The sequence below is a fragment of the Streptomyces sp. NPDC030183 genome (assembly GCF_055573455.1).
The window spans coordinates 65,095-90,750 of record NZ_JBVIBK010000003.1 but is presented as its reverse complement, the minus strand read 5'-3'; the positions used below and the strand labels follow the sequence as shown (position 1 = coordinate 90,750).

24 protein-coding genes are annotated in these 25,656 nt (G+C 70.7%); 13 read left to right on the top strand and 11 right to left on the bottom strand.

Features of this window, described 5'->3' with window-relative positions; all coding sequences use genetic code 11:
- Nucleotides 1-28 precede the first annotated feature (28 nt).
- From ACZ4Z2_RS05125 to ACZ4Z2_RS05115, 3 genes are read right to left on the bottom strand one after another with little or no spacing between them, the layout of a single operon-like run.
- Entirely contained in the window at nt 29-1,423 is a 1,395-nt protein-coding gene (locus ACZ4Z2_RS05125) for a class I adenylate-forming enzyme family protein (RefSeq protein WP_468072494.1), read from the bottom strand.
- A gap of 6 nt (nt 1,424-1,429) precedes the next feature.
- Nucleotides 1,430-2,713, bottom strand: coding sequence for a 3-dehydroquinate synthase II family protein (locus tag ACZ4Z2_RS05120; protein ID WP_468072492.1), 1,284 nt, complete (start codon nt 2,711-2,713; stop codon nt 1,430-1,432).
- Complete coding sequence (locus tag ACZ4Z2_RS05115) at nt 2,710-3,543, bottom strand: 2-amino-3,7-dideoxy-D-threo-hept-6-ulosonate synthase (RefSeq protein WP_468072876.1); 834 nt, start codon at nt 3,541-3,543, stop codon at nt 2,710-2,712. The genes ACZ4Z2_RS05120 and ACZ4Z2_RS05115 overlap by 4 nt, the downstream gene beginning before the upstream one ends.
- 387 nt (nt 3,544-3,930) lie before the next feature.
- Here ACZ4Z2_RS05115 and ACZ4Z2_RS05110 point away from each other — a divergent pair, with 387 nt between their 5' ends.
- Nucleotides 3,931-5,325, top strand: a complete 1,395-nt coding sequence (locus ACZ4Z2_RS05110; protein WP_468072490.1) for an MFS transporter — start codon at nt 3,931-3,933, stop codon at nt 5,323-5,325.
- Between the two features lie 98 nt (nt 5,326-5,423).
- Here the strand turns inward: ACZ4Z2_RS05110 and pgl are convergent, their stop codons facing one another.
- From pgl to tkt, 5 genes are read right to left on the bottom strand one after another with little or no spacing between them, the layout of a single operon-like run.
- Nucleotides 5,424-6,206 (bottom strand): 6-phosphogluconolactonase, encoded by a 783-nt coding sequence (gene pgl, locus ACZ4Z2_RS05105; RefSeq protein ID WP_468072488.1) that lies wholly within the window; start codon nt 6,204-6,206, stop codon nt 5,424-5,426.
- Nucleotides 6,203-7,360, bottom strand: a complete 1,158-nt coding sequence (gene opcA, locus ACZ4Z2_RS05100) for a glucose-6-phosphate dehydrogenase assembly protein OpcA (protein WP_468072486.1) — start codon at nt 7,358-7,360, stop codon at nt 6,203-6,205. Before opcA ends, pgl begins: the two co-directional genes overlap by 4 nt.
- Nucleotides 7,357-8,889 (bottom strand): glucose-6-phosphate dehydrogenase, encoded by a 1,533-nt coding sequence (gene zwf / locus ACZ4Z2_RS05095; protein ID WP_468072875.1) that lies wholly within the window; start codon nt 8,887-8,889, stop codon nt 7,357-7,359. Before zwf ends, opcA begins: the two co-directional genes overlap by 4 nt.
- Complete coding sequence (tal, locus tag ACZ4Z2_RS05090) at nt 8,886-10,004, bottom strand: transaldolase (protein ID WP_468072484.1); 1,119 nt, start codon at nt 10,002-10,004, stop codon at nt 8,886-8,888. Before tal ends, zwf begins: the two co-directional genes overlap by 4 nt.
- Before the next feature lie 33 nt (nt 10,005-10,037).
- Nucleotides 10,038-12,125 (bottom strand): transketolase, encoded by a 2,088-nt coding sequence (gene tkt / locus ACZ4Z2_RS05085; protein ID WP_468072482.1) that lies wholly within the window; start codon nt 12,123-12,125, stop codon nt 10,038-10,040.
- A 372-nt stretch (nt 12,126-12,497) separates the two neighbouring features.
- Between tkt and ACZ4Z2_RS05080 the strand changes: the two genes are divergently transcribed.
- From ACZ4Z2_RS05080 to ACZ4Z2_RS05065, 4 genes are all read left to right on the top strand, one after another.
- A complete protein-coding gene (locus ACZ4Z2_RS05080) occupies nt 12,498-13,454 on the top strand; it encodes a heme o synthase (RefSeq protein ID WP_468072480.1) in 957 nt (318 codons plus the stop codon).
- A gap of 76 nt (nt 13,455-13,530) precedes the next feature.
- Nucleotides 13,531-13,893 (top strand): hypothetical protein, encoded by a 363-nt coding sequence (locus tag ACZ4Z2_RS05075; RefSeq protein WP_468072478.1) that lies wholly within the window; start codon nt 13,531-13,533, stop codon nt 13,891-13,893.
- A 58-nt stretch (nt 13,894-13,951) separates the two neighbouring features.
- Complete coding sequence (locus tag ACZ4Z2_RS05070; protein ID WP_468072476.1) at nt 13,952-15,058, top strand: amidohydrolase family protein; 1,107 nt, start codon at nt 13,952-13,954, stop codon at nt 15,056-15,058.
- 39 nt (nt 15,059-15,097) lie between these two features.
- Nucleotides 15,098-15,889, top strand: a complete 792-nt coding sequence (locus ACZ4Z2_RS05065; protein ID WP_468072874.1) for a nucleotidyltransferase — start codon at nt 15,098-15,100, stop codon at nt 15,887-15,889.
- A gap of 1 nt (nt 15,890) precedes the next feature.
- Here the strand turns inward: ACZ4Z2_RS05065 and ACZ4Z2_RS05060 are convergent, their stop codons facing one another.
- The 3 genes from ACZ4Z2_RS05060 to ACZ4Z2_RS05050 all read right to left on the bottom strand — a co-directional run bounded on the left by ACZ4Z2_RS05060 (nt 15,891) and on the right by ACZ4Z2_RS05050 (nt 18,665).
- Complete coding sequence (locus ACZ4Z2_RS05060; RefSeq protein WP_468072474.1) at nt 15,891-16,904, bottom strand: COX15/CtaA family protein; 1,014 nt, start codon at nt 16,902-16,904, stop codon at nt 15,891-15,893.
- Nucleotides 16,905-16,974: 70 nt separating this feature from the next.
- Nucleotides 16,975-17,691: an ABC transporter permease gene (locus ACZ4Z2_RS05055; protein ID WP_468072872.1), complete on the bottom strand. Its 717-nt coding sequence runs from the start codon at nt 17,689-17,691 to the stop codon at nt 16,975-16,977.
- A gap of 50 nt (nt 17,692-17,741) precedes the next feature.
- A complete protein-coding gene (locus ACZ4Z2_RS05050; protein ID WP_468072472.1) occupies nt 17,742-18,665 on the bottom strand; it encodes an ABC transporter ATP-binding protein in 924 nt (307 codons plus the stop codon).
- 287 nt (nt 18,666-18,952) lie between these two features.
- On the opposite strand from ACZ4Z2_RS05050, the gene ACZ4Z2_RS05045 reads away from it, so the two are divergent.
- The 8 genes from ACZ4Z2_RS05045 (at nt 18,953) to ACZ4Z2_RS05010 (ending at nt 25,536) form a co-directional block, all read left to right on the top strand.
- Nucleotides 18,953-19,684, top strand: coding sequence for a helix-turn-helix transcriptional regulator (locus tag ACZ4Z2_RS05045; protein WP_468072470.1), 732 nt, complete (start codon nt 18,953-18,955; stop codon nt 19,682-19,684).
- Nucleotides 19,681-21,105 carry a Fe-S cluster assembly protein SufB gene (sufB, locus tag ACZ4Z2_RS05040; protein WP_468072468.1) on the top strand — a complete coding sequence of 475 codons (1,425 nt, stop codon included), beginning with the start codon at nt 19,681-19,683 and terminating at the stop codon, nt 21,103-21,105. Before ACZ4Z2_RS05045 ends, sufB begins: the two co-directional genes overlap by 4 nt.
- An 85-nt stretch (nt 21,106-21,190) precedes the next feature.
- Nucleotides 21,191-22,384: a Fe-S cluster assembly protein SufD gene (gene sufD / locus ACZ4Z2_RS05035; protein ID WP_468072466.1), complete on the top strand. Its 1,194-nt coding sequence runs from the start codon at nt 21,191-21,193 to the stop codon at nt 22,382-22,384.
- Nucleotides 22,381-22,701 (top strand): non-heme iron oxygenase ferredoxin subunit, encoded by a 321-nt coding sequence (locus ACZ4Z2_RS05030; RefSeq protein WP_055514965.1) that lies wholly within the window; start codon nt 22,381-22,383, stop codon nt 22,699-22,701. Before sufD ends, ACZ4Z2_RS05030 begins: the two co-directional genes overlap by 4 nt.
- 7 nt (nt 22,702-22,708) lie before the next feature.
- The gene (gene sufC, locus ACZ4Z2_RS05025; protein ID WP_055537497.1) at nt 22,709-23,473 is read left to right on the top strand and encodes a Fe-S cluster assembly ATPase SufC; all 765 of its coding nucleotides are present in this window, start codon (nt 22,709-22,711) and stop codon (nt 23,471-23,473) included.
- Nucleotides 23,470-24,726: a cysteine desulfurase gene (locus tag ACZ4Z2_RS05020; RefSeq protein WP_468072463.1), complete on the top strand. Its 1,257-nt coding sequence runs from the start codon at nt 23,470-23,472 to the stop codon at nt 24,724-24,726. Before sufC ends, ACZ4Z2_RS05020 begins: the two co-directional genes overlap by 4 nt.
- A gap of 16 nt (nt 24,727-24,742) precedes the next feature.
- The gene (sufU, locus tag ACZ4Z2_RS05015; RefSeq protein ID WP_468072462.1) at nt 24,743-25,207 is read left to right on the top strand and encodes a Fe-S cluster assembly sulfur transfer protein SufU; all 465 of its coding nucleotides are present in this window, start codon (nt 24,743-24,745) and stop codon (nt 25,205-25,207) included.
- Nucleotides 25,204-25,536, top strand: coding sequence for a metal-sulfur cluster assembly factor (locus tag ACZ4Z2_RS05010; protein WP_055514975.1), 333 nt, complete (start codon nt 25,204-25,206; stop codon nt 25,534-25,536). Before sufU ends, ACZ4Z2_RS05010 begins: the two co-directional genes overlap by 4 nt.
- Nucleotides 25,537-25,656: the final 120 nt, after the last annotated feature.

The following is a 25,656-nucleotide window of genomic DNA, read 5'->3' as shown; positions in this document are numbered from 1 at the left end:
GTGGGGACGGACAACCGCGCGACCCGGCTCACCCCGCGGAGCGCAGCGTGGCGGCCTGGCGGACGAGCTTGCCGTTGGAGGTGCGGGGCAGGTCGTCCAGCAGCCGGATCACGCGGGGCAGCTTGTAGTCGGCCAGCCGCTCGCGGCACCAGCGCAGCAGCTCCTCCGGCGACGGGCTGTCCGCGCCGTCGGCCACCGCCACGTACGCCTCGGTGACGTCCTCGTGGACGAGGACCGCCTGCTCGACCGCCGGATGCTCGCGCAGGACGTGTTCGACCTCGGTGAGGTCGACCTTGAGGCCGCCGATCACGACCAGGGAGTCGGCACGGCCGCGCACGGTGACGGCCCCGTCGGCGCCGACGGTGGCCCGGTCCCGGGTGTGCAGCCAGCCGTCCGTGTACTGGGTGCCGCCCGAGTCGTACAGGTACGGGGACTCGTCGAGCGCCACGTCGAGTTCGCCCTGGTGCACGCGGACCACCACGCCGGGCGCGGGCCGGCCGACCGACGGCCGCAGCCGGCCGCCGACGTCGAGGGCGACGATGCCGGTCTCGGTGGTGCCGTACGCCTCGCCGACCTCCACGCCGTACCGCTCGGTGAACCGGGCGGCGACCTCGGGCGGCATCAGCTCGCCGCCGGACACGGCGGTCCGCAGCTCGGGCAGGGCGGGGGCGTCGAGGGCGGCGGCGAGCAGCTCGTAGTGCATCGGCACCCCGAACAGGGCGGTGATCCGGTGCTCGACGGCGGTCCGCAGGATGTCACGGGCCGAGACGCGCGGGGTGAACACCACCGAGACGCCGGTGGCCAGGGAGTGCAGCAGTCCGCCGATCAGTCCGAAGCTGTGCGCGGTCGAGCTGAGCAGCAGCAGCCGGTCGCCCTCGCCGGGCATCCCCGGTACCGCGCCGAACGCGGCGACCTCGGCGGCCAGCGAAGCCGCGGTCCGGCCGATCACCTTGGGCCGCCCGGTGGAGCCCGAGCTGAACTGGACCAGCCGGTGCCCGGTGGTGGCGGGCCGCCCGCCCCTGCGGGTCTCGGTGGTGACCTCGTACTCGGGCCGGAACCCGAAGGCCGCCCGGACGTTCGACCCCGCGCCGACCATGAACTGGGGGCGGCAGACCTCGCCGAGCGCGCTCACCTCGGCGGGTTTCAGCCGGAAGTCGAACAGCAGCACCTGCGCGCCCAGGCGCCACAGCGCGAGCAGCACCTCGACCTGGGTGAAGCTGGGCGGGGTCCGCAGCCCGACGGTGCTGCCCGGCCCGATGCCGTACCCGGCGAACACGGCGGCCTGCCGGGCCACCCGCTCCCGCAACTCGCTCCGGGTGACGGTCTGCTGCTGGTGCGTCAGGTAGGGAAGGGTGTCGTCCCGCGCGTCGAGCAGCCGCTGGACCAGGGCGCCCATCCCCTCGTCGTCGACGAGCTGACCCATGGGGGCTCAGACCTCCTTGCAGAACTCGCCGATGGGCAGGCCCACATGGCGCTTGTCCTGCGCGAGATAGCCGAGCAGTTCGTCGCCGGCCCGGAGTTCGGTGACGTTGAGGACCTTGCCGCCGGGGCCGAGCACCCGCACGTGCCAGTCGTCCTGCACGGTCAGGCTGACCAGCCGCCCGTCCTCGGCGTGGGTGCGGATCTCCAGCAGGGGGCGTGACTCCAGCTTGGCGCGGCCCACCACGACCCGCCGGGTGCGGCCGTCGGCGCCCACCGCCAGCAGGGTGCTGCCGGAGCCGACCTCGCTGAGGTAGTGGGTGCGGTTGTCCGGGCCCAGCGTGTAGGAGTGCAGGGCGCCGGCGTTGACGCGGAACGGCCGGGTCGGCATGTACGGCAGCGGATGGGTCTCGCTGCAGCAGAGCACGAACCCGGAGGAGTAGGAGCCGACGAGGATGCCCTCGTCCTCCTCGAAGTGCGAGCACGTGTCCACGCAGACCCGGTCGCCGAGCCCGACGTGCCGGATGCTCTCCACGGTGAGCGTCGACAGCTCCAACCGCGGGGTGGACGCCTGGAGCAGCCGGGCCAGCGCGAAGACCTCGTCGGCGGAGCGCGGCGCGTAGAGGATGCCGTCGGAGCCGCGTTCGAGGACGTCGAAGACGATGGCGGCCTCCTCCAGGTCGCCGACCACGGTCACCAGCTTGCCCTCGGCCGACTCGGCCGCCGCGAGCACGATCTCCAGCGGGATCTTCGTCGGATCGGAGAAGTGGATCACGGTGTAGGGCAGAGCCGTCGCGCCCGCGCAGGACAGCCGCAGGGTGCGGTCGTCGCGTACGTTCACGAACCCGGCGACGGGAGCGCCGGACGCGCGGGTCGTGCCGGAAGCCGCCGCGGTGCCGCGGTTCGCCGCGGCGAGGGCGTCCAGCTCCTCCTGGGCGGCGAATTCACGCAGCATTACGTCGATCCCGGTGCCGGAGTCGGTGCCGGGGTCGGTGCCGGTCGGGGACGCGGTGGCCGCGGACGACTTGCTCCCGGAGGCGGGCTTCGCGTCCTTGCCCCCCTTGCCGGCGCTCTTGTCGGCGGCGCTGCCGGTGGCCTTGTCGTCCGGCTGCCTGACGGTCGCCGGGACGCCTTCCCCGGCGGCGAGGACCCGGGTGACGGTCGGCGGCAGTGTCGTGAGCAGCTCGGGGTCCGCGGAGACCACTCCGGCCATCCGGGCGTGGACGGCCGCGTCCACCACCGCTTGGAGCTGCGGACGGGGGACTCCACGGAGATCGATCCACGCGAACCTCATGCGACACCTGCCACGATCGTCGAGTAATGGGTGGGGCGAGAATCAGCCATGCTCATGTCATCCGGGGATCCGGTCCCCGCGTGTACGACGGCGGCCAGCCGGGACACCAGGGATGCGGGGGAGGGGGAGGAGAAAACCCGCCGGCCGACGGCGAGCCCACGGCAGCCGGCGGCCATCACGGCGGTGCCGTAGGCGATCAGATCCGAGCCGTCCGGCGGGCCCCCGGCCGCGAGGACGGGGATGGGGCTGTGGGCCACCACCTCGGCCATCCGGTCGAGTGGCAGGGCGACGGACGTCTTCACCAGGTCGGCGCCCAGGTCGGCGGCCACATTGACGATGTGCGCGAGGAGGGCGGGGTCGTGCGGGTTGTCGATCCGGGGGCCGCGCGGATAGACCATGGCGATCAGCGGCATGCCCCACATGTCGCAGGAGCGCGCCACCGCTCCGAGGTCGGCCAGCTGCCGCCCCTCGGTGTCCGAGCCGACGTTCACATGGACGCTGACCGCGTCCGCGCCGAGGGTCACCGCCTCCTCGACGGCGCCCACCAGCACCTTCGCGTCGACATCGGCGGAACACGCCGTACTGGCGCTCAGGTGCACCACCAGCGCACAGCTCTTGAGGAGGTCCGGCGAAAGATTTCGAGCCCGCCCTTTATGGACGATGATTCCATCGGCCCCGCCGGCCACGAGTGCGCGCAAGAGCTCTTCCCATTGACCCGGAGGGGCGACCGGTCCGTCCGAAACACTGTGGTCGAGCGGTATGAGCAAGTGTCGGTCGTCACCGGCGAGGGAAAGTCTTCTCAGGCGTAATGCCTTGCCAGTTTTCAGCATGGGTAAAAAGCCTTTCTCCATGGCCGAAAAACGATGGTCGTAGAAGTTTCAAATTCCGCCCGGGCCAGCATTCCGTGCGTGATCGGCCGTTGGCAAGGCGTCACCATCGGCAAATTTTTATGCGGTGATCGGTATGAATATTGACAGCGGATTGACAGTAACCCCTGGCTTGACGCCCACACCGAGTGCTGTTCCTGCGTCGTTATGCGGCAAGTGGCGATTCTTCCGGTGTATTCCGGTGTGGATTCCACCGGACCCCTGGTTGCTTGTGGAAAGAGAATTTCGCGGCTTAGGGTGACAGTCGCACTCCGGTTCGTGTTACATGCGTGGCCGTCCCCATCTGGGCCCGGACCATTCGTGTCCGGGCATACCGGAAGTGAGCCCCCCATGCCCGAGTTCTCCTCGACTACGGCAACCGAGGCCGTGGGCGCCGGACAGGTCTCGTTATCGGCCGCGCCGGAGCGGTCGACGGCGCCGAAGGTCGCCGTCGCGAGCCTGATCGGCACCACGATCGAGTACTACGACTTCGCCGTGTACGGCACCGCGTCCGCGCTCGTCCTCGGCCCCGCCTTCTTCCCCTCGGGCAACGCGACCGTCTCCTCCCTCGCCGCGTTCCTCACCTTCGCCGCGGCCTTCCTCTCCCGCCCCCTCGGCGTCGTCCTCTTCGGCACCATCGGCGACCGGCTCGGCCGGCGGAACGCCCTGGTCGCCTCCCTGCTGCTGATGGGTGTGGCGACCGTGGGCGTGGGACTGCTCCCCACCTACGAGACCGCCGGCCTCCTCGCCCCCGTCCTCCTCGTGGCCCTCCGCCTGCTGCAGGGCGTGAGCATGGGCGGTGAGTGGGGCGGAGCGGTCCTGCTCGCCGCCGAGCACGCCCCGCCCGGACGCCGCGCGCTGTACGCGGCCGTCCCCAACGTCGGCCCTTCGCTCGGCTTCCTGCTCTCCGGCGCCGTCATCGTCCCCACGCTCGACATCGTCGGCAGGGACGGCTTCACCGAGTGGGCCTGGCGGGTTCCGTTCCTGCTCAGCGCCGTGCTCGTGGGGGTGGGACTGTGGGTGCGGACGACGGTCGCGGAGTCGCCGGTGTTCCGGGCGGACACCCCCGGCGGTACGCGCGCCCCGGCATGGGCCGAGGCCCCGGCCGCCCAGCCGGCACCGTCCCCGGTGTCCCGCTTCCCGCTCGGCACGCTCGTCGCACGGCACCCCGGACGGCTGCTGCTCGGCACCGGGGCGGCGATCGGCGGCTCGGCCGTCTACTACCTCACGATCGTCTACAGCCTGTCCTACGGGCCGAGGGTGCTCGGCATCCCGCAGAACACGATGCTGACGGCGGCGACCATCGGGGCGGCGGCCGGGATCGCGGTCACCCTTCCCGCAGCCCGGCTCGCCGACCGGGTCGGACGGCGGCCGGTCCTGCTCACGGGCGCGGCCGGGTGCGTGCTGTGGGCGGTGCCGATGTACGCCTCGCTCGGCTCACGGGACGCGCTGCTCATCACCGGGGCGTACACGGTGGGGCTGATGCTGCTCGCGCTGATGTTCTCGCCGATGGCCGCGTTCCTCGCCGAGTTGTTCCCGGCGCGGCTGCGCTACACGGGGGCGTCGGCGGCGTTCATCCTCGCCAACACGCTCGGGGGAGGGTTCGCGCCGCTCGTGGCGACGTGGCTGAACAGCCAGTGGTCGTCGCCGCTGGTGCTCGGCTTCTACACGGGCGGGCTGTGCCTGGTCAGCCTGGCGTGCGTGGTGGCTCTGCCGGAGACGCGGGAGGGGGACTTCTCCGTCTGACGGTGGTTCGTGGTTGCTCGCGCGGGCCCCGCGCCCTCGCGAGAAAGCAAGGGCGCGGGGAACCGCGCGACAAGCCCCTGCGCGGCCGTGCGTACCACTCAGGGAGACGCCGGCGGGTACAGCGAGCGGGGCAGTTGCGACGCCGCCGCCGCGTCGAGGAGCCACAGGGTGCGGGACCTGCCCCGCGCGCCCGCGACCGGCGCCTGGATCTCACCCGCGCCGGACAGGCCGATCGCCGCGGCCCGCGCCTTGTCCTCGCCGGCCGCCAGCAGCCACACCTCCCGTGCCGCCCGGATCGCCGGCAGCGTCAGGGTGACGCGCGTGGGCGGCGGCTTCGGCGCCCCCCGCACCCCGACCACGGTCCGCTCGGTCTCCCGTACGGCCGGCAGCTCCGGGAACAGGGACGCCACATGCGTGTCCGGGCCGACGCCCAGCATCAGCACGTCGAACGTCGGCACCGAGCCGTGGTTCTCCGGACCGGCCGCCCGCGCCAGCTCCTCCGCGTACGCGGCGGCCGCCGAGTCCACATCGGCACCCCAGGGGCCGTCCGAGGCGGGCATCGCGTGCACCCGCTTGGGATCCAGCGGCACCGAGTCCAGCAGCGCCTCCCTGGCCTGGGTGACGTTCCGCTCCGGGTCGCCCTCGGGCAGGAACCGCTCGTCACCCCACCACAGGTCCAGCCGGCCCCAGTCGACGGCGTCCCGCGCGGGCGCCGCCGCCAGCGCGGCCAGCAGGCCGTTGCCGTTGCGGCCGCCGGTGAGGACCACCGAGGCGTAACCGCGCGAGGTCTGCGCGTCCACGACCTTGGTGATCAGCCGGGCGGCCGCCGCCTGTGCCATCAGCTCCTTGTCGCGGTGCACGACCAGCTGCGGAGTGCTCACTGCGCGGCCGCCTTCTTCACCGGCGGCATCTGCGCGGGCGTGGGCCGCTCCCCCTCGCCGTCACCGGCATCCGGCGAAGCGGGCACCGCCGACGAAGCCGTAGCGGAAGCGGAGGTCGATGCCGAAGCCGAATCCGACGTCGAGCCGGAAGCCTCCGGCGCCGCCGTCGACACCGAGGCACCCTCGGAGGACGAGGACGAGGACGAGGCCGGCGCGGGGGCTCCGGCCGCACCGCCCAGCCGGTCCACCCCGAACCGCAGCGCCGAGGCGTACGTGTCGTCAGGATCCAGTCGGCGCAGTTCCTCCGCCAGCAGCTCGGACGTCTCACGGCGCTTGAGCGCCACCGCCCGGTCCGGCTGGTCCTCCAGCGTCAGCAGGGCGAGACCGCCGGAGGGCCGGTACAGGCGGATGGGGCCGGTGCTGGTGAGCATCCGCACCTCGTTCAGGCCGGGGCCCGCCGACACCCCGCGCCGCACATGGACGTGCAGCCGGTCCGCGAGCCACATCGCCAGCAGCTCCACGCTCGGGTTGTACTGCTCGCCGTGCACCTCCGCGGAGATGACCTCGCAGTCCACCTGGTCGAGCGCGGCGGCCAGCATGGAGCGCCACGGGGTGATCCGCGTCCAGGCGAGATCGGTGTCACCGGGCTCGTAGTTGTCGGCGCGGGCCCGCAGCTCGTCGATCGGCTTCTCGGCGGAGTAGCTGTCGGTGACCCGCCGCTGGGCGAGCGCGCCCAGCGGATCACGGGCCGGGTCGAGCGGCGCGTTGACCGGCCACCACACCACGACCGGCGCGTCCGGGAGCAGCAACGGCAGCACCACCGACTGGGCGTGGTCCGCGACCTCGCCGTACAGCCGGAGGACGACCGTCTCGCCGGCGCCCGCGTCCGCGCCCACCCGCACCTCGGCGTCGAGGCGGGACTTCGTCCGGTCCCGGGGACCGCGCGAGACCCGCTTGATGACCACGAGCGTGCGCGAGGGGTGCTCGCGGGACGCGTCGTTCGCGGCCTTCAACGCGTCGTAGGCGTTCTCCTCGTCCGTGACGATGACCAGCGTGAGCACCATGCCGACGGCCGGGGTGCCGATCGCGCGGCGGGCCTTGACGAGCGCCTTGTTGACCTTGCTGGCCGTGGTGTCCGTGAGGTCTGTCTTCATGGCCGGCGCCAGCTCCGTCCGTCTCGTTCGAGCATCTCGTCCGCCTCGACGGGGCCCCAGGTACCGGCCTGGTACTGGGCGGGCCTGCCGTGCTTGTCCCAGTACTCCTCGATCGGGTCGAGGATCTTCCAGGACAGCTCGACCTCCTCCGTGCGCGGGAAGAGGTTCGAGTCACCGAGCAGGACGTCGAGGATCAGCCGCTCGTACGCCTCGGGGCTGGACTCCGTGAAGGACTCGCCGTACGCGAAGTCCATCGACACGTCCCGGATCTCCATCGAGGTGCCCGGCACCTTGGAGCCGAAGCGGACGGTGACGCCCTCGTCGGGCTGGACGCGGATGACGATCGCGTTCTGGCCCAGTTCCTCGGTGGCGGTGGAGTCGAAGGGGGAGTGGGGCGCCCGCTGGAAGACGACCGCGATCTCGGTGACCCGGCGGCCGAGGCGCTTGCCGGTCCGCAGATAGAACGGCACGCCCGCCCAGCGGCGGTTGTCGATCCCCACCTTGATCGCGGCGTAGGTGTCGGTCTTCGACTTGCGGTCGATGCCGTCCTCTTCGAGGTAGCCGATGACCTTTTCGCCGCCCTGCCAGCCGGCCGCGTACTGCGCGAACACGGTGTCCCGGCTCAGGTCCTTCGGCAGCTTCACCGCGCCGAGGACCTTGGTCTTCTCGGCGGCGAGCGCGTCCGCGTCGAAGGAGGCGGGCTCCTCCATCGCGGTCAGCGCCAGCAGCTGGAGCAGGTGGTTCTGGATGACGTCACGGGCGGCGCCGATGCCGTCGTAGTAGCCGGCGCGGCCACCGATGCCGATGTCCTCGGCCATGGTGATCTGCACATGGTCCACGAAGGACCGGTTCCAGATCGGCTCGAACATCGTGTTGGCGAAGCGGAGCGCCAGGATGTTCTGGACGGTCTCCTTGCCCAGGTAGTGGTCGATGCGGAAGACCTGGTCCGGGGCGAAGACCTCGTGGACGATCGCGTTGAGCTCCTCGGCCGACTTCAGGTCGTGGCCGAACGGCTTCTCGATGACCGCTCGCCGCCAGGAACCGCTCGACTGGTCGGCCAGCCCGTGCTTCTTCAGCTGCTGGATCACGACCGGGAACGCGGACGGCGGTACGGAGAGGTAGAAGGCGAAGTTGCCACCGGTGCCCTGCGCCTTGTCCAGCTCCTGGATGGTGTCGCGCAGCCGCTCGAACGACACGTCGTCGTCGAAGGTGCCCTGCACGAACCGCATGCCCTGGATGAGCTGCTGCCAGACCTCCTCGCGGAAGGGGGTGCGGGCGTGCTCCTTGACCGCGTCGTGGACCTCCTGCGCGAAGTCCTCGTGCGCCCACTCGCGGCGCGCGAAACCGACGAGCGAGAAGCCCGGCGGCAGCAGTCCGCGGTTGGCGAGGTCGTACACGGCAGGCATCAGCTTCTTGCGTGACAAGTCGCCTGTGACACCGAAGATGACCAGGCCCGACGGCCCCGCGATACGCGGGAGCCGTCGGTCCGCGGCGTCACGCAGCGGATTGCTGCTCGACAAGGTTTTCAGCCCTCCGAGGGTGCGAGGCGCTTCAGCTCCGCCTCGGTCGACTTGAGCAGGTCGTTCCAGGACGCCTCGAACTTCTCGACGCCCTCGTCCTCCAGCAGCTGGACGACCTCGTCGTACGAGATGCCGAGCTTCTCGACCGCGTCCAGCTCGGCACGGGCCTGCTCGTACGTCCCGGCGACCGCGTCACCGCGGATCTCACCGCTCTCGGCGGTGGCCTCGAGGGTGGCCTCCGGCATGGTGTTCACCGTGTTCGGCGCCACCAGCTCGTCGACGTACAGGGTGGGCTTGTACGCCGGGTCCTTGACACCGGTCGAGGCCCACAGCGGACGCTGCTTGTTGGCGCCCGCGCTCTCCAGCGCGGCCCAGCGCTCGCCGCTGAAGACCTCCTCGTACGCCTGGTAGGCGAGGCGCGCGTTGGCGACGCCGGCCTTGCCGCGCGCGGCCTTCGCCTCGGGCGTGCCCAGCGCGTCCAGGCGCTTGTCGATCTCGGTGTCCACACGGGAGACGAAGAACGACGCCACCGAGTGGATCTTCGACAGGTCGAGGCCGCGCTCCTTGGCCTTCTCCAGACCGGCCAGGTAGGCGTCCATCACCTGGCGGTAGCGCTCCAGCGAGAAGATCAGCGTGACGTTGACGCTGATGCCGAGGCCGATGACCTCGGTGATGGCCGGCAGGCCGCCCATCGTCGCCGGGATCTTGATCAGCGTGTTGGGGCGGTCCACCAGCCAGGCGAGCTGCTTGGCCTCGGCGACCGTCGCCTTGGTGTTGTGCGCCAGCCGCGGGTCGACCTCGATGGAGACCCGGCCGTCCTGGCCGTCGGTCGCGTCGAAGACCGGACGCAGGATGTCGGCGGCGTCACGGACGTCCGCCGTCGTGATCATGCGGATGGCCTCCTCGACGGTCACCTCGCGGGCCGCGAGGTCCGACAGCTGCTGGTCGTAGCCGTCACCCTGCGAGATCGCCTTCTGGAAGATCGAAGGGTTGGTGGTGACGCCCACGACGTGCTGCTGGTCGATCAGCTCGGCGAGGTTGCCGGACGTGATGCGCTTGCGCGACAGGTCGTCCAGCCAGATCGCCACGCCTTCCTCGGAGAGGCGCTTCAGTGCGTCTGTCATGGAATTACATCTCCTACGTGTCGTATGTGAGCGTCAGCGCTGGGCGGCCGCGAGCGATTCCCGCGCGGCGGCGGCCACGTTGTCCGCGGTGAAGCCGAACTCCTTGAAGAGCACCTTGCCGTCGGCCGAAGCGCCGAAGTGCTCCAGCGAAACGATGCGCCCGGCGTCCCCGACGTACTTGTGCCAGGTCAGACCGATACCGGCCTCGACCGCGACACGCGCCTTGACGGACGGCGGCAGAACGCTGTCCCGGTACCCCTGGTCCTGCTCCTCGAACCACTCGACGGAGGGCATCGACACCACACGGGTCGGCACGCCCTGCGCCTGGAGCTGCTCGCGGGCCTCCACGGCGACGTGCACCTCGGAGCCGGTCGCGATCAGAATGACCTGGGCGTCGCCGCCGTCGGCCTCGAAGAGCACGTAACCGCCCTTGGCCGCGCCCTCGTTGGGCTCGTACGTCGGCACGCCCTGGCGGGTCAGCGCGAGGCCGTGCGGAGCGCCCTTGCCCCACTCCTTCGTCCAGCGCTTGAGGATCTCGCGCCAGGCGATCGCCGTCTCGTTGGCGTCGGCCGGCCGGACGACGTTCAGGCCGGGGATGGCGCGCAGCGAGGCGAGGTGCTCGACCGGCTGGTGCGTCGGACCGTCCTCGCCGAGACCGATGGAGTCGTGCGTCCACACGTACGTCACCGGCAGGTGCATCAGGGCCGACAGCCGGACCGCGTTGCGCATGTAGTCGGAGAACACGAGGAACGTGCCGCCGAAGATGCGCGTGTTGCCGTGCAGCGCGATGCCGTTCATCTCGGCGGCCATCGAGTGCTCGCGGATGCCGAAGTGGATGGTGCGGCCGTACGGGTTCGCCTCGGGCAGCGGGTTGTCCGCCGGGAGGAACGACGACGTCTTGTCGATCGTCGTGTTGTTCGAACCGGCGAGGTCGGCGGAGCCGCCCCACAGCTCGGGGATGACAGCCCCGAGCGCCTGGAGGACCTTGCCGGACGCGGCACGGGTGGCGACACCCTTGCCCGCCTCGAACAGCGGAAGGTGCGACTCCCAGCCCTCGGGCAGCTCGCCCGCCGCGACGCGCTCGTACTCGGCGGCGCGCTCGGGGTTGTTGTCCCGCCACTGCTGGAACGACTTCTCCCACACGGCACGGGCCGCCTGGCCCCGGTCGCCCAGGGAACGCGTGTGCGCGATGACCTCGTCGGAGACCTCGAAGTGCTTCTCCGGGTCGAAGCCCAGGACCCGCTTGGTGGCCGCGACCTCGTCCTCGCCGAGCGCCGAGCCGTGCGCGGCCTCGGTGTTCTGCGCGTTCGGGGCGGGCCAGGCGATGATGGAGCGCATCGCGATGAACGACGGCTTGTCGGTGACGGCCTTCGCGGCCTCGATCGCCTCGAACAGCGCGGCCGGGTCGAGGTCGCCGTTCTCCTTCGGCTCCACCCGCTGCACGTGCCAGCCGTACGCCTCGTACCGCTTGACGGTGTCCTCGGACACGGCCGTCTCGGTGTCGCCCTCGATCGAGATGTGGTTGTCGTCCCACAGCATGATCAGGTTGCCGAGCTTCTGGTGCCCGGCCAGCGACGACGCCTCGGCGGAGATGCCCTCCTGGAGGCACCCGTCACCGGCGATCACGAAGATGTGGTGGTCGAACGGCGACTCGCCGGCGGCGGCCTCCGGGTCGAACAGACCGCGCTCGTAGCGGGCGGCCATGGCCATGCCGACGGCGTTGGCGACACCCTGGCCGAGCGGCCCGGTGGTCGTCTCCACACCCTTGGTGTGGCCGTACTCCGGGTGGCCCGGCGTCTTCGAGCCCCAGGTGCGGAAGGACTCCAGGTCCTCCAGCTCCAGACCGAAGCCGCCCAGGTACAGCTGGATGTAGAGGGTCAGGGACGAGTGACCGGCGGACAGGACGAACCGGTCACGGCCCACCCAGTCGGGGTCGGCGGGGTCGTGGCGCATCACCTTCTGGAAGAGGGTGTACGCGGCGGGCGCGAGGCTCATGGCCGTACCCGGATGGCCGTTGCCGACCTTCTGTACGGCGTCGGCGGCCAGGACGCGGGCGGTGTCGACGGCCCGCTGGTCCAACTCGGTCCACGCGAGGTCTGTAGTGGTCGGCTTGATGCTCACCCTGAGTCAGGGCTCCTCTCACATGTCCGGTGCCGGCGTTCTCGGGCGCCGGCCGCAGTCGAGCCTACCCCCGTAACAACGCGCATTTTTTCGAGTCATTCCAGACTGCCGGGACCGTCCCGGATCCGCCTCCCGACCGGCGTTCCGCATGGTGAGACCAGCGGGTTCGGTCGCTCGACATCTGAATACGCAGCCGCTCATCCGACTGCTCAACCGAAGCGTGTCCGGCTCGTCCGGGCGTCCCGTCCGAACACGACCCGACCCCGTTGAAAGGCTGGCTCTGGGCAACGTCTACAGTGGCGTGGTACGCGCGAGCCGTTACGGGGAGTTCACATCCGTGGTGCTCGCTGGGAGTCTCTGTCAGGGGTGTGCGTGACGGCCGTCGAATCCCGTCCACCGGGAGTGCTTGGCGCGAGCAGCGCGAGCAGCAGCCGGGGCCAGCGGCCGATCGGGGCCCGCGTCAAAGCGTTCGTGGCCCTCACCAAGCCGAGGATCATCGAACTGCTGCTGATCACCACCGTTCCGGTGATGTTCCTCGCGGAGCAGGGTGTGCCGGACCTGTGGCTGGTGCTCGCCACCTGCATCGGCGGCTACCTCTCGGCGGGCGGCGCCAACGCGCTGAACATGTACATCGACCGCGACATCGACGCCCTGATGGAGCGCACGTCGCAGCGGCCCCTCGTCACCGGCATGGTCACCCCGCGTGAGGGCCTCGTCTTCGGCATCACCCTCGCCGTCGTCTCCACCGCCTGGTTCGGCGTCCTCGTCAACTGGCTGTCCGCGTGGCTGTCGCTCGGGGCGCTCCTGTTCTACGTCGTCGTCTACACGATGATCCTCAAACGGCGTACGGCGCAGAACATCGTGTGGGGCGGCATCGCCGGCTGCATGCCGGTCCTCATCGGGTGGTCCGCCGTGACGAACTCGATGTCCTGGGCCGCGGTGATCCTCTTCCTGGTCATCTTCTTCTGGACCCCGCCGCACTACTGGCCGCTGTCCATGAAGGTGAAGGACGACTACGCCCGCGTCGGCGTGCCCATGCTCCCGGTGATCGCCTCCAACAAGGTCGTCGCCCGCCAGATCGTCCTCTACAGCTGGGTGATGGTCGCCGTCTCCCTGCTGCTGACCCCGCTCGGCTACACCGGCTGGTTCTACACGACGGTCGCCCTGGTGACCGGCGGCTGGTGGCTCTGGGAGGCGCACGCCCTCCAGAACCGCGCGAAGAGCGGCGTCACCGGCGCCAAGCTGAAGGAAATGCGCCTGTTCCACTGGTCGATCACCTACGTCTCCCTGCTCTTCGTGGCAGTGGCCGTGGACCCCTTCCTCCGCTGAGGGTCACGACGGTGAGTGGCCAACCCCACTGCCCCCGCCGTCGCAGCACCGCACTACTGATCGGTAGCATCCAGCCATGGCAGACACGAAGCAGCCCGACGAGGCCAAGGACACCAAGGCCGCAGCCAAGGCGGAGCGCCAGGCGGCCAAGCTCGCCCAGCAGATCGGCGCCTTCGCGAAGGCGCACGGTGGCGCCGAGGCCCAGGTCGCCTACATCGGCGAGCGCGGCTCCCGCATCGTCCTCGTGGGTGAGGACGGCGGCTGGGGCGACCTCGTCGCCCCCACCCACGCCATCGCCGAGGAAGCCGTGCGCAAGGCCGGCGTCACCGTGCACGAGGACTTCGACGGCGAGTTCGCCGCCAAGGTGCGCACCGGCCCGTACGAGTGGTCGAGGATGGCCGGAATCCAGGTCGGGGGACCGGCCAACAGCAACACCTGAGCCCGTCTCACCCGTTAGGACCTGTGGGAGCACACCGGTCCAGCGACGGGGAGTCCGGATGATCGAAACGCCGTCCCTCGTGGATCAGTACTGCCACGGCGTACTGAGAACGGAGCTGGGCCTCGGCACGTTCGAGGCCCACCTCGCCCACGGCGAGGGACCACCGGCGCCCGGCACCACCTTCTTCGACACCCAGACCGGCTTCGCCGTGCGCCGCTGGTGTCCGCCCCTGCTGGGGCTGGAGCCGCACTGCCCGCCGGCCCGCTATCTCGCCCGCCGCCGTGAACTGGGCGTCCTGGAGGCGGGCCGCCGACTGCTGCGGGGCAGCGGCATCACCACCTACCTCGTCGACACGGGGCTGCCCGGCGATCTCACCGGGCCCGGCGAGATGGCCTCCACGGGTGACGCGGACGCCCACGAGATCGTCCGGCTGGAACTCCTCGCCGAACAGGTCGCCGACACCTCCGGCACCGTGGAGTCGTTCCTCGCCAATCTCGCCGAGTCCGTGCACGCGGCCGCCGCGCACGTCGTGGCCTTCGCGTCGGTGGCGGGCGTACGGCACGGTCTGGCGCTGGCACCCGAACCGCCCGGTCCGGGAGAGGTGCGGGGCGCCGCCGGCCGCTGGCTCGCGCACCGGCCGGTCGGCGGGATGCTCACCGACCCGGTCCTCCTGCGCCATCTGCTGTGGATCGCCATCGCCTCCGGGCGGCCCCTCCAGCTCCACGCCGGCCTGGGAGAGCCCGGCCTGCGCATCGACCGCACCGATCCCGTCCTGCTCACCGACTTCGCCCGCGCCACGGCCGGCCTCGGCACCGACCTGGTCCTGCTGCACGGCTATCCGTACCACCGCCACGCCGCCCACCTCGCCGGTGTCTTCCCGCACGTCTACGCCGACCTGGGCGCCGAACTGGTCCGCACCGGGGCACGGGCCACCGCCGTGCTCGCCGAGGTCCTCGAACTCGCCCCCTTCGGCAAGCTCCTGTTCTCCAGCGGCGCCCACGGCCTGCCCGAGCTGCACGTCGTGGGCGCCCGCCTCTTCCGCGAGGCGCTGGCCCGGGTGCTGGGCACCTGGGTGGCGGAGGGCGCCTGGTCCCTGACGGACGCGCAGCGGGTGGCGTCACTGATCGCGGCGGGCAACGCACGACGTGTGTACGGCCTGGAGTGAGCCGGACAGACTGCCCCCATGCCCCGACAGACCGTCCGCCTGACGCACAGCGACCCGACCGCCACCCCCACCGCCGCCTTGTCCGCGCCGCCCGGCACCGCCGCTGAGACCGCCGCCCTCGTCCGCCGTTTCGTCGAAGGGCTGAGGGACGGCCCGGAACCGCTCGCCGTCTGGGCCCACGGCTCCCTCGGTGGGGGCGACTACCAGGAGGGCCGCAGCGACCTCGACCTGATCGCGGTCCTGGACGGCCCGATCACGGCCGCGACCGTATGGCGAGTGGCCCGGCTGCACGCCCGGCTGCGCCACGAGCCGCTCGCCGCCCTGCTGCACTGCACCTATCTGACGCCCGACACGGTCGACGACGCCGAGCGCGGACACCTCACCTGGGCGCACCAGCGGCTGTTCCGCCGGACGGTCACCCCGGTCACCCGCCGTGAACTGCACACCTTCGGCGTGGTCCTGTTCGGCGAGTCACCCGGGAGCCTGCTGCCGCCGGTCCCGGACGTCCAGCTGGACGCCTTCGTCGTACGCGACCAGCGCGACTTCTGGCGCCCGGCGGTCGACCGGGCCCACCTGTGGCACCGGGACGTCTGGGTCGATCTCGGTCTGCTCACCCACGCCCGGGCCACCGCCACCCTCCGCGACGGCCGGCTGATCTCCAAGCGGGAGGCGCTGGACCTGCTGCCGGAGCTGGGCGCGCCCGCCGAGGTGGTCGAGGACGTCCGGCGGCGCCGCTACGGGGAGCCGGCCGTCGAGGTGCCGCGGCGGGGGGAGCTGACCAGGGCGTTCCTCGGCCGCGCCATCGACGATCTGGTACGGGCGTACGGGTGACTCAGCCGTGGGCCGGGACAGGCTGCTCCGTCTCCGCCGGGCGGGGTACGGCCGCGGTGTCCGCCGGGCGCTCCCGCAGGGACAGCAGGACCCGCAGGGTGGCGATCCACACCAGGCAGGAGCCGAGCATGTGGGCGCCGACGAGGATCTCGGGGAGGTCGGTGAAGTACTGCACGTAGCCGATGACGCCCTGCGCGAGGAGGACCAGGAACAGGTCCCGGGTACGGCGCAGCGGGTCGCGGGGCGCGTCGACCGCCTTGAGGACGAACCACAGGGCGAAGGTCAGCGTCACCACGATCCACGCGAGCACGGCGTGCAGCTTGGTGACCGTCTCCCAGTTCAGCGGGATGCGCTCGACCTCGCTGGAGTCACCGGCGTGCGGACCCGCCCCGGTGACGACCGTGCCGACCGCGATCAGCAGTACGGTGACGCCCACCAGGACCCACACCAGCTGCCGCACCGCCGTGCCGGCCAGCGGACGCGGGGCGCCGTCGCCCTCCCCGGTGCGGTGCCACATCACGGCGGCGACGGCGATGAGCGCGGTCGACAGCAGGAAGTGCGCGGCCACCGTGTACGGGTTCAGGCCCACCAGCACCACGATGCCGCCGAGGACCGCGTTGCCCATGACCACCCAGAACTGCGCCCAGCCCAGCCGGGTCAGATCGCGCCGGTACGGCTTCCGGGAGCGCGCGGCGACGATCGCCCAGCCGACCGCCGCGCACAGCACGTACGTCAGCATGCGGTTGCCGAACTCGATGACACCGTGGACGCCCATCTCGCGCGTCGCGGTGAGCGAGTCGTCGGTGCACTTGGGCCAGGTCGGGCAGCCGAGGCCCGACCCGGTCAGGCGCACGGCGCCGCCGGTCACCACGATGACCACCGCCATCACGAGGGCGGCCAGGGCCGCGCGCCGGACCGTCCGGGGATGGGGGGTCCAGCGTTCGGCGATGAAGGCGAGCGGGTTGCGCGCTGCGGAGACGAGGTCGTCGCGGGTCACGTTCGGCACGCGCACCATGGTAGGCCGCCGCTTGTGCACGCGTTCACGAGGGGGCGCACCGCTCCCGGACCACCGCTGTGACCTGCCGTTACTCCCAGCGGAAGAACCGGGCGGCCGCGCCGAGCCCGAGCACCGCCCACACCGTGAGGATCCCGAGGTCCGCCCACGGCATCCCGGCGCCGTGCTGGAGGACGTCGCGCAGTCCGTCGGAGAGCGCCGCGATCGGCAGCAGACCGAGCACGCTCTGCGCCGCGTCCGGGAACTTGTCGAGCGGCACCACGACGCCGCCGCCCACGAGCAGCAGCAGGAAGACCAGGTTCGCCGCGGCGAGCGTCGCCTCCGCCTTCAGCGTGCCCGCCATCAGCAGGCCGAGGCCCGAGAAGGCCGCCGTGCCGAGGACGAGGAGCAGCAGGACGGCGAACGGGTTGCCGTGCGGGGACCAGCCCATCGCGAAGGCGATCACCGTGAGCAGGGCGACCTGGAGGACCTCGGTGACCAGCACGGAGAGCGTCTTCGCGGTCATCAGGCCCCAGCGGGGGAGTGGGGAGACGGCCAGCCGCTTCAGGACGCCGTAGCGGCGTTCGAAGCCGGTGGCGATGGCCTGCCCGGTGAACGCCGTCGACATCACGGCGAGCGCGAGGACACCGGGTGCCAGGAAGTCGACCGCCCTGCCCTCGCCGGTGTCGACGATGTCGACCGACCCGAACAGGACCAGCAGCAGGGTGGGGATCACGACCGTCAGCAGCAACTGCTCGCCGTTGCGCAGCAGCATCTTCGTCTCCAGGGCCGCCTGCGCCGCGATCATGCGGGGGAGCGGGGCGGCGCCGGGCCGGGGCGCGTAGGTACCGGTGGTGGTCACGAACGCAGCTCCTTGCCGGTCAGTTCCAGGAAGACGTCTTCGAGCGTGTGCCGCTCCACCGAGATCCGGTCCGGCATCACGCCGTGCTGGGCGCACCAGGAGGTGACCGTCGCGAGGAGCTGCGGGTCGACCTTGCCGGTCACCCGGTAGACGCCCGGGGTCAGCTCGACGGCGGTGGAGTCGGCGGGCAGCGCCTTCAGCAGGGAGCCGACGTCGAGGGCGGGGCGGCCGGTGAAGCGGAGGGTGTTCTCGGCGCCGCCGCGGCACAGCTCCTCGGGTGTGCCCTGGGCTATGACCCGGCCGGCGTCGATGATCGCGACGTCGTCGGCGAGCTGCTCGGCCTCGTCCATGTAGTGCGTGGTCAGGATGACGGAGACCCCGTCGGCGCGCACGTCCCGGACGAGGTCCCAGGTGGCCCGGCGGGCCTGGGGGTCGAGGCCCGCGGTCGGCTCGTCGAGGAACACCAGCTCGGGGCGGCCGACGACGGCCATCGCGAGGGCGAGCCGCTGCTGCTGTCCGCCGGACAGCCGGCGGTACGTCGTCCGGCCGCAGCCGCCGAGGCCCAGGCGCTCGATGAGGGCGTCCACGTCGAGCGGGTGGGCGTGCAGTTTCGCCACGTGGCGCAGCATCTCGTCGGCGCGGGCGCCCGAGTAGACGCCGCCGGACTGGAGCATCACCCCGATGCGGGGACGCAGCGCGGCGGCCTCGCGGACCGGGTCGAGGCCGAGGACGCGCACGGTGCCGGAGTCCGGCTTCCGGTAGCCCTCGCACGCCTCGACGGTGGTGGTCTTGCCGGCGCCGTTCGGGCCGAGCACGGCGGTGACACCGGGCGACGCCTCCAGGTCGAGGCCGTCCACCGCGGTCTTCTCGCCGTACCTCTTCACCAGGTCCCGGACCTGGACCACGGGGTCGCTTCGCATGGCCCCGAGTCTAGGGACGAGGGGTGGGCCCGGGAGAGCTCGGGGGGTGGCGTCGGATGGCGACCGCGGGTCGCTCGCGGTCGCTCGCGCGGGGACCCGCGCCCCCGGAAAGCTCCCGGTCACGCCCCGTGCGCGAGCCTCTCACCGCCCCTCCGGACTGCCGCTCCCTTGATCGATCAAAGATCGTTTCCGCAGGTCAGATGAGGCTTACCTAAGTGACGTACGGCACCGCCGGGTCGTCCGGGCGCGGCTTGCCCCCCTCCGCGGAATTACGCAACAATGGCGTTGTGAAAAACGTTGGCGCGGCTCCCCAGGAGGAACTCGCGACCGGTGAGCGATCGACTCGCAACCGGGTCGCGCGGTCCATCCTGGACCACGGGCCGTCCACCGTGGCCGACTTGGCGGGCCGTCTCGGCCTCACCCAGGCCGCCGTCCGCCGACACCTCGACGCCCTGGTCGCCGACGACGTCGTGCAGCCCCGGGAACAGCGCGTCTACGGCACGCGCACGCGCGGGCGCCCGGCCAAGGTGTTCGCCCTGACGGACTGCGGCCGGGACGCCTTCGACCAGTCCTACGACAAGCTCGCCGCGGACGCGCTCCGCTGGATCGCGGACCAGGAGGGCGGGGAGCAGGCGGTCGCCGCCTTCGCCCGCGCCCGGGTCACCGCGCAGGCGGGCGAATACCGCAAGGCGGTCGAGGCCGCCGCCCCTGGCGAGAAGACCGAAGCCCTGGCCAGGGCCTTGAGCGCGGACGGGTACGCTGCTACGGCACGCAGTGCCCCCCACCCCCACCAGGGGGAGCAGCTCTGCCAGCACCACTGCCCGGTAGCCCATGTGGCCGAGCAGTTCCCGCAGCTCTGCGAGGCCGAGACCGAGCTCTTCGCCGAACTGCTCGGTACGCACGTCCAGCGGCTGGCCACCATCGCCCACGGCGACGGCGTCTGCACGACGTTCATCCCCAGAGTTTCCAAGTCAGCCACCAACGCATCCGCTAGCACGGCCGGGAGGAACCCCGCATGACTCTCCCCATCGAGGAGACCGCCCACCCTGAGCTCGAGGGCCTGGGTAAGTACGAATACGGCTGGGCGGACTCCGACGCGGCCGGCGCCGCAGCGAAGCGCGGTCTGAGCGAGGAGGTCGTCCTCGACATCTCCGGCAAGAAGTCCGAGCCGGAGTGGATGACGAAGCTGCGTCTCAAGGGCCTGAAGCTCTTCGAGAAGAAGCCCATGCCCAACTGGGGCTCGGACCTGTCGGGCATCGACTTCGACAACATCAAGTACTTCGTGCGCTCCACGGAGAAGCAGGCGGCGTCCTGGGAGGACCTGCCCGAGGACATCAAGAACACCTACGACAAGCTGGGCATCCCCGAGGCGGAGAAGCAGCGCCTCGTCGCCGGTGTCGCCGCCCAGTACGAGTCGGAGGTCGTCTACCACCAGATCCGCGAGGACCTGGAGGAGCAGGGCGTCATCTTCCTCGACACCGACACCGCGCTGAAGGAGCACCCGGAGCTCTTCAAGGAGTACTTCGGCACCGTCATCCCCGCCGGTGACAACAAGTTCGCCGCGCTGAACACCGCCGTGTGGTCCGGCGGCTCCTTCATCTACGTGCCGAAGGGCGTGCACGTCGAGATCCCGCTCCAGGCCTACTTCCGCATCAACACGGAGAACATGGGCCAGTTCGAGCGGACCCTGATCATCGTCGACGAGGGCGCCTACGTGCACTACGTCGAGGGTTGTACGGCCCCGATCTACAAGTCGGACTCGCTGCACTCCGCGGTCGTCGAGATCATCGTCAAGAAGAACGCCCGCTGCCGCTACACGACCATCCAGAACTGGTCGAACAACGTCTACAACCTGGTCACCAAGCGCGCCGTCGCCTACGAGGGCGCCACCATGGAGTGGATCGACGGCAACATCGGCTCCAAGGTGACGATGAAGTACCCGGCCGTCTACCTGATGGGCGAGCACGCCAAGGGCGAGACCCTGTCCATCGCCTTCGCGGGCGAGGGGCAGCACCAGGACGCCGGCGCCAAGATGGTCCACATGGCCCCCAACACGTCCTCGAACATCGTCTCGAAGTCCGTGGCGCGCGGCGGTGGCCGCACCTCTTACCGCGGTCTGATCGAGATCGGCGAGGGCGCCCCGGGCTCCAAGTCGAACGTGCTGTGCGACGCGCTGCTCGTCGACACCATCTCCCGCTCGGACACGTACCCGTACGTCGACGTCCGCGAGGACGACGTGTCCATGGGCCACGAGGCGACCGTCTCCAAGGTCTCCGAGGACCAGCTCTTCTACCTGATGAGCCGCGGCCTGTCGGAGGACGAGGCCATGGCGATGATCGTGCGCGGCTTCGTCGAGCCGATCGCCAAGGAGCTGCCCATGGAGTACGCGCTGGAGCTCAACCGGCTGATCGAGCTGCAGATGGAAGGCGCGGTCGGCTAAGGCCCCCTTCGGTTAGGCAGCAGGCGGCCCGCCTCTCCGGGGCGGGCCGAGATCGTACACGTAGGAAGAGAGCAGACCGACAGCCATGGCTGAGGCTCAGAACATCCCGGTGGGCTCCACCACCGCCGGCTCGATCGCGGTGGCCGCCGAGTCGACCGTCGTCTCGCGCATGAGCGCGCCCCCGTCCTTCGACGTGGCGGACTTCCCCGTGCCGCATGGCCGCGAGGAGGAGTGGCGGTTCACCCCGCTGGAGCGGCTGCGCGGGCTGCACGACGGCACCGCCGTCGCCACCGGCGACGGCCTGAAGGTCGACGTCCAGGCCCCCGAGGGCGTCACCGTCGAGGCCGTCGGCCGTGACGACGCCCGCCTCGGCAAGGCCGGCACCCCGGTCGACCGCATCGCCGCCCAGGCGTACTCGGCGTTCGAGAAGGCCGGTGTGATCACCGTCCCCAAGGAGACGGTCCTCACCGAGCCGATCCGGATCGCCGTGCACGGCGAGGGCGGCACCGCCTTCGCCCACCAGGTCATCGAACTGGGTGCCTTCGCCGAGGCCGTCGTCGTCATCGACCACACCGGTGACGCCGTGCTCGCCGCCAACGTCGACTACGTCCTCGGTGACGGCGCCAAGCTGACCGTCGTCTCCGTGCAGGACTGGGACGACAAGGCCGTGCACATCGCCCAGCACAACGCCCTCGTCGGCCGGGACGCCTCCTTCAAGTCCGTGGTCGTCACCTTCGGCGGCGACGTCGTCCGCCTCCACCCGCGCGTCACCTACGCCGGCCCCGGCGGCGAGGCCGAGCTGTTCGGTCTGTACTTCACCGACGCCGGCCAGCACCAGGAGCACCGCCTGCTGGTCACGCACAACGTGCCGCACTGCAAGTCCAACGTGGTCTACAAGGGCGCCCTCCAGGGCGACAACGCCCACGCGGTGTGGATCGGCGACGTCCTCATCGAGGCCGCGGCCGAGGGCACCGACACCTACGAGATGAACCGGAACCTCGTCCTCACGGACGGCGCCCGCGTCGACTCGGTGCCGAACCTCGAGATCGAGACCGGCGAGATCGTCGGCGCCGGCCACGCCTCGGCGACCGGCCGCTTCGACGACGAGCAGCTCTTCTACCTGATGGCCCGCGGCATCCCCGCCGAGGAGGCCCGCCGCCTCGTCGTGCGCGGCTTCTTCGCCGAACTGGTCCAGCAGATCGGCGTCGACGACATCGAGCAGCGCCTGCTCGAGAAGATCGACGCGGAGCTGGAGACCGTGTCTGGACCGGGCCGATGACCACCTTCGTACGCGCCTGCGGGCTGAGCGAGCTGGAGGAGGACACCCCCAAGCGGGTGGAACTCGACGGCACGCCGGTCTCGGTCGTGCGGACCGAGGGAGAGGTGTTCGCCATCCACGACATCTGCTCCCACGCGAACGTCTCGCTCTCCGAGGGCGAGGTGGAGGACTGCCAGATCGAGTGCTGGCTGCACGGCTCCGCGTTCGACCTCCGCACCGGCAAGCCGTCCGGCCTGCCCGCGACGCGCCCCGTCCCCGTATACCCCGTAAAGATCGAAGGGGACGACGTGCTCGTCTCCCTCACCCAGGAGTCCTGAGGCACCCATGGCAACGCTTGAAATCCGAGACCTGCACGTCACCGTCGAGGCCGACAACGCCACGAAGGAGATCCTCAAGGGCGTCGACCTCACCGTGAAGCAGGGCGAGACGCACGCCATCATGGGCCCCAACGGCTCCGGCAAGTCGACCCTCGCCTACTCGCTCGCGGGTCACCCGAAGTACACGATCACCGGCGGCACCGTGCTGCTCGACGGCGAGGACGTCCTGGAGATGTCCGTCGACGAGCGCGCCCGCGCGGGCCTGTTCCTGGCGATGCAGTACCCGGTCGAGGTCCCCGGCGTCTCGGTCTCCAACTTCCTGCGGACCTCCGCCACCGCCATCCGCGGCGAGGCCCCCAAGCTGCGCACCTGGGTCAAGGAGGTCAAGGAGGCCATGCAGCGCCTCAACATGGACCCCTCCTTCGCCGAGCGCAACGTCAACGAGGGCTTCTCCGGCGGTGAGAAGAAGCGCCACGAGATCCTCCAGCTCGAACTGCTCAAGCCGAAGATCGCGATCCTCGACGAGACGGACTCCGGTCTGGACGTCGACGCGCTCCGGGTCGTCTCCGAGGGCGTCAACCGCGTCCGCGAGACCGGCGAGGTCGGCACCCTGCTGATCACGCACTACACGCGCATCCTGCGCTACATCAAGCCCGACCACGTCCACGTCTTCGCGGGCGGCCGGATCGTCGAGTCGGGTGGCCCCGAGCTCGCCGACAAGCTGGAGAACGAGGGCTACGAGGCATACACGAAGGGTGGCGCATCCGCGTGACACAGTTGCCGGGCCTCCTCGACACAGAGGCGCTCCGCAAGGACTTCCCCATCCTGGACCGTCAGGTCCACGACGGGCGGAAGCTGGTGTACCTGGACAACGCGGCGACCTCGCAGAAGCCGCGCCAGGTGCTGGACGCCCTGAGCGAGTACTACGAGCGCTACAACGCCAACGTCCACCGCGGTGTGCATGTGCTCGCCGAGGAGGCCACGGCGCTGTACGAGGGCGCGCGCGACAAGGTCGCCGCGTTCATCAACGCCCCCAGCCGCGACGAGGTGATCTTCACCAAGAACGCCTCCGAGTCGCTGAACCTCGTGGCGAACATGCTCGGCTGGGCGGACGAGCCCTACCGGGTGGACTCCGAGACCGAGATCGTCATCACCGAGATGGAGCACCACTCCAACATCGTGCCGTGGCAGCTGCTCGCGCAGCGCACCGGCGCGAAGCTGAAGTGGTTCGGCCTCACCGACGACGGCCGGCTCGACCTGTCGAACATCGAGGAGATCATCACGGAGAAGACGAAGATCGTCTCCTTCGTGCTGGTGTCGAACATCCTGGGCACGGTCAACCCGGTCGAGGCGATAGTGCGCCGGGCGCAGGAGGTCGGCGCCCTGGTCTGCGTCGACGCCTCGCAGGCCGCGCCGCACATGCCGCTGGACGTCCAGGCCCTCCAGGCCGACTTCGTGGCCTTCACCGGCCACAAGATGTGCGGTCCGACCGGCATCGGCGTGCTCTGGGGCCGCCAGGAGCTGCTGGAGGACCTGCCCCCGTTCCTCGGCGGCGGCGAGATGATCGAGACGGTGTCGATGCACTCGTCGACGTACGCCCCCGCCCCGCACAAGTTCGAGGCGGGCACCCCGCCGATCGCGCAGGCGGTCGGTCTGGGCGCGGCGATCGACTACCTCGACTCGATCGGCATGGACAAGATCCTCGCCCATGAGCACGCCCTCACCGAGTACGCGGTGAAGCGGCTCGCGGAGGTCCCCGACCTGCGCATCATCGGCCCCACCACGGCCGAGGACCGGGGCGCGGCGATCTCCTTCACGCTCGGCGACATCCACCCGCACGACGTGGGCCAGGTCCTCGACGAGCAGGGCATCGCGGTCCGGGTCGGCCACCACTGCGCCCGCCCCGTCTGCCTGCGGTACGGAATTCCCGCGACCACGCGAGCGTCGTTCTATCTGTACTCCACGCCGGCGGAGATCGACGCGCTGGTCGACGGCCTGGAGCACGTACGGAACTTCTTCGGCTGATGGGACGAGCGATCGCATGAAGCTGGACTCGATGTACCAGGAAGTCATCCTGGACCACTACAAGCACCCGCACGGGCGGGGCTTGCGGGACGGTGACGCCGAGGTGCACCACGTGAACCCCACGTGCGGCGACGAGATCACCCTGCGCGTGAAGTACGACGGTACGACCATCGAGGACGTCTCGTACGAGGGCCAGGGCTGCTCGATCAGCCAGGCCAGCGCCTCCGTGCTGAACGAGCTGCTCGTCGGCAAGGAGCTGACGGACGCGCGGCGGATCCAGGAGACCTTCCTGGAGCTGATGCAGTCCAAGGGGAAGATCGAGCCCGACGACGCGATGGAGGAGGTCCTGGAGGACGCGGTCGCGTTCGCCGGGGTCTCCAAGTACCCGGCCCGGGTCAAGTGCGCCCTCCTGAGCTGGATGGCGTGGAAGGACGCGACGGCCCAGGCGCTGGGCGCCGACGCCGAAAGGAAGACGGCATGAGCGACACCGTGGAGATGAAGCCGGCCTCCGAGGAGGAGATCCGCGAGGCCCTGTACGACGTCGTCGACCCCGAGCTGGGCATCGACGTCGTCAACCTGGGCCTGATCTACGGCATCCACATCGACGACGCGAACATCGCGACGATCGACATGACCCTGACCTCGGCGGCCTGCCCGCTGACCGATGTCATCGAGGACCAGGCCAAGTCCGCCACGGACGGCCTCGTCAACGAGCTGCGCATCAACTGGGTCTGGATGCCCCCGTGGGGCCCGGACAAGATCACGGATGATGGCCGCGAGCAGCTTCGGGCGCTCGGGTTCAACGTCTGAGACCGACGGAACATGGGTGTGGCCCCCGGCGATTCGCCGGGGGCCACACCCAGGCCGGGAGACAGCCGGCCAGACAAAACCCTCCCCCAGGAGAAGAGGGGTGCTGAGGAGAAACGGGAG

Bases quoted from the DNA above. Each gene is read 5' to 3' on its own strand.
- sufB (WP_468072468.1), top strand. From the start codon at position 19,681: ATGACTCTCCCCATCGAGGAGACCGCCCACCCTGAGCTCGAGGGCCTG.
- tal (WP_468072484.1), bottom strand. From the start codon at position 10,004: ATGACAGACGCACTGAAGCGCCTCTCCGAGGAAGGCGTGGCGATCTGG.
- ACZ4Z2_RS05110 (WP_468072490.1), top strand. From the start codon at position 3,931: ATGCCCGAGTTCTCCTCGACTACGGCAACCGAGGCCGTGGGCGCCGGA.
- ACZ4Z2_RS05125 (WP_468072494.1), bottom strand. From the start codon at position 1,423: ATGGGTCAGCTCGTCGACGACGAGGGGATGGGCGCCCTGGTCCAGCGG.
- sufD (WP_468072466.1), top strand. From the start codon at position 21,191: ATGGCTGAGGCTCAGAACATCCCGGTGGGCTCCACCACCGCCGGCTCG.
- ACZ4Z2_RS05050 (WP_468072472.1), bottom strand. From the start codon at position 18,665: ATGCGAAGCGACCCCGTGGTCCAGGTCCGGGACCTGGTGAAGAGGTAC.
- ACZ4Z2_RS05070 (WP_468072476.1), top strand. From the start codon at position 13,952: ATGATCGAAACGCCGTCCCTCGTGGATCAGTACTGCCACGGCGTACTG.
- ACZ4Z2_RS05030 (WP_055514965.1), top strand. From the start codon at position 22,381: ATGACCACCTTCGTACGCGCCTGCGGGCTGAGCGAGCTGGAGGAGGAC.
- ACZ4Z2_RS05055 (WP_468072872.1), bottom strand. From the start codon at position 17,691: ATGATCGCGGCGCAGGCGGCCCTGGAGACGAAGATGCTGCTGCGCAAC.
- ACZ4Z2_RS05060 (WP_468072474.1), bottom strand. From the start codon at position 16,904: ATGGTGCGCGTGCCGAACGTGACCCGCGACGACCTCGTCTCCGCAGCG.
- ACZ4Z2_RS05120 (WP_468072492.1), bottom strand. From the start codon at position 2,713: ATGAGGTTCGCGTGGATCGATCTCCGTGGAGTCCCCCGTCCGCAGCTC.
- ACZ4Z2_RS05115 (WP_468072876.1), bottom strand. From the start codon at position 3,543: ATGCTGAAAACTGGCAAGGCATTACGCCTGAGAAGACTTTCCCTCGCC.
- sufC (WP_055537497.1), top strand. From the start codon at position 22,709: ATGGCAACGCTTGAAATCCGAGACCTGCACGTCACCGTCGAGGCCGAC.
- opcA (WP_468072486.1), bottom strand. From the start codon at position 7,360: ATGAAGACAGACCTCACGGACACCACGGCCAGCAAGGTCAACAAGGCG.
- sufU (WP_468072462.1), top strand. From the start codon at position 24,743: ATGAAGCTGGACTCGATGTACCAGGAAGTCATCCTGGACCACTACAAG.
- ACZ4Z2_RS05075 (WP_468072478.1), top strand. From the start codon at position 13,531: ATGGCAGACACGAAGCAGCCCGACGAGGCCAAGGACACCAAGGCCGCA.
- ACZ4Z2_RS05010 (WP_055514975.1), top strand. From the start codon at position 25,204: ATGAGCGACACCGTGGAGATGAAGCCGGCCTCCGAGGAGGAGATCCGC.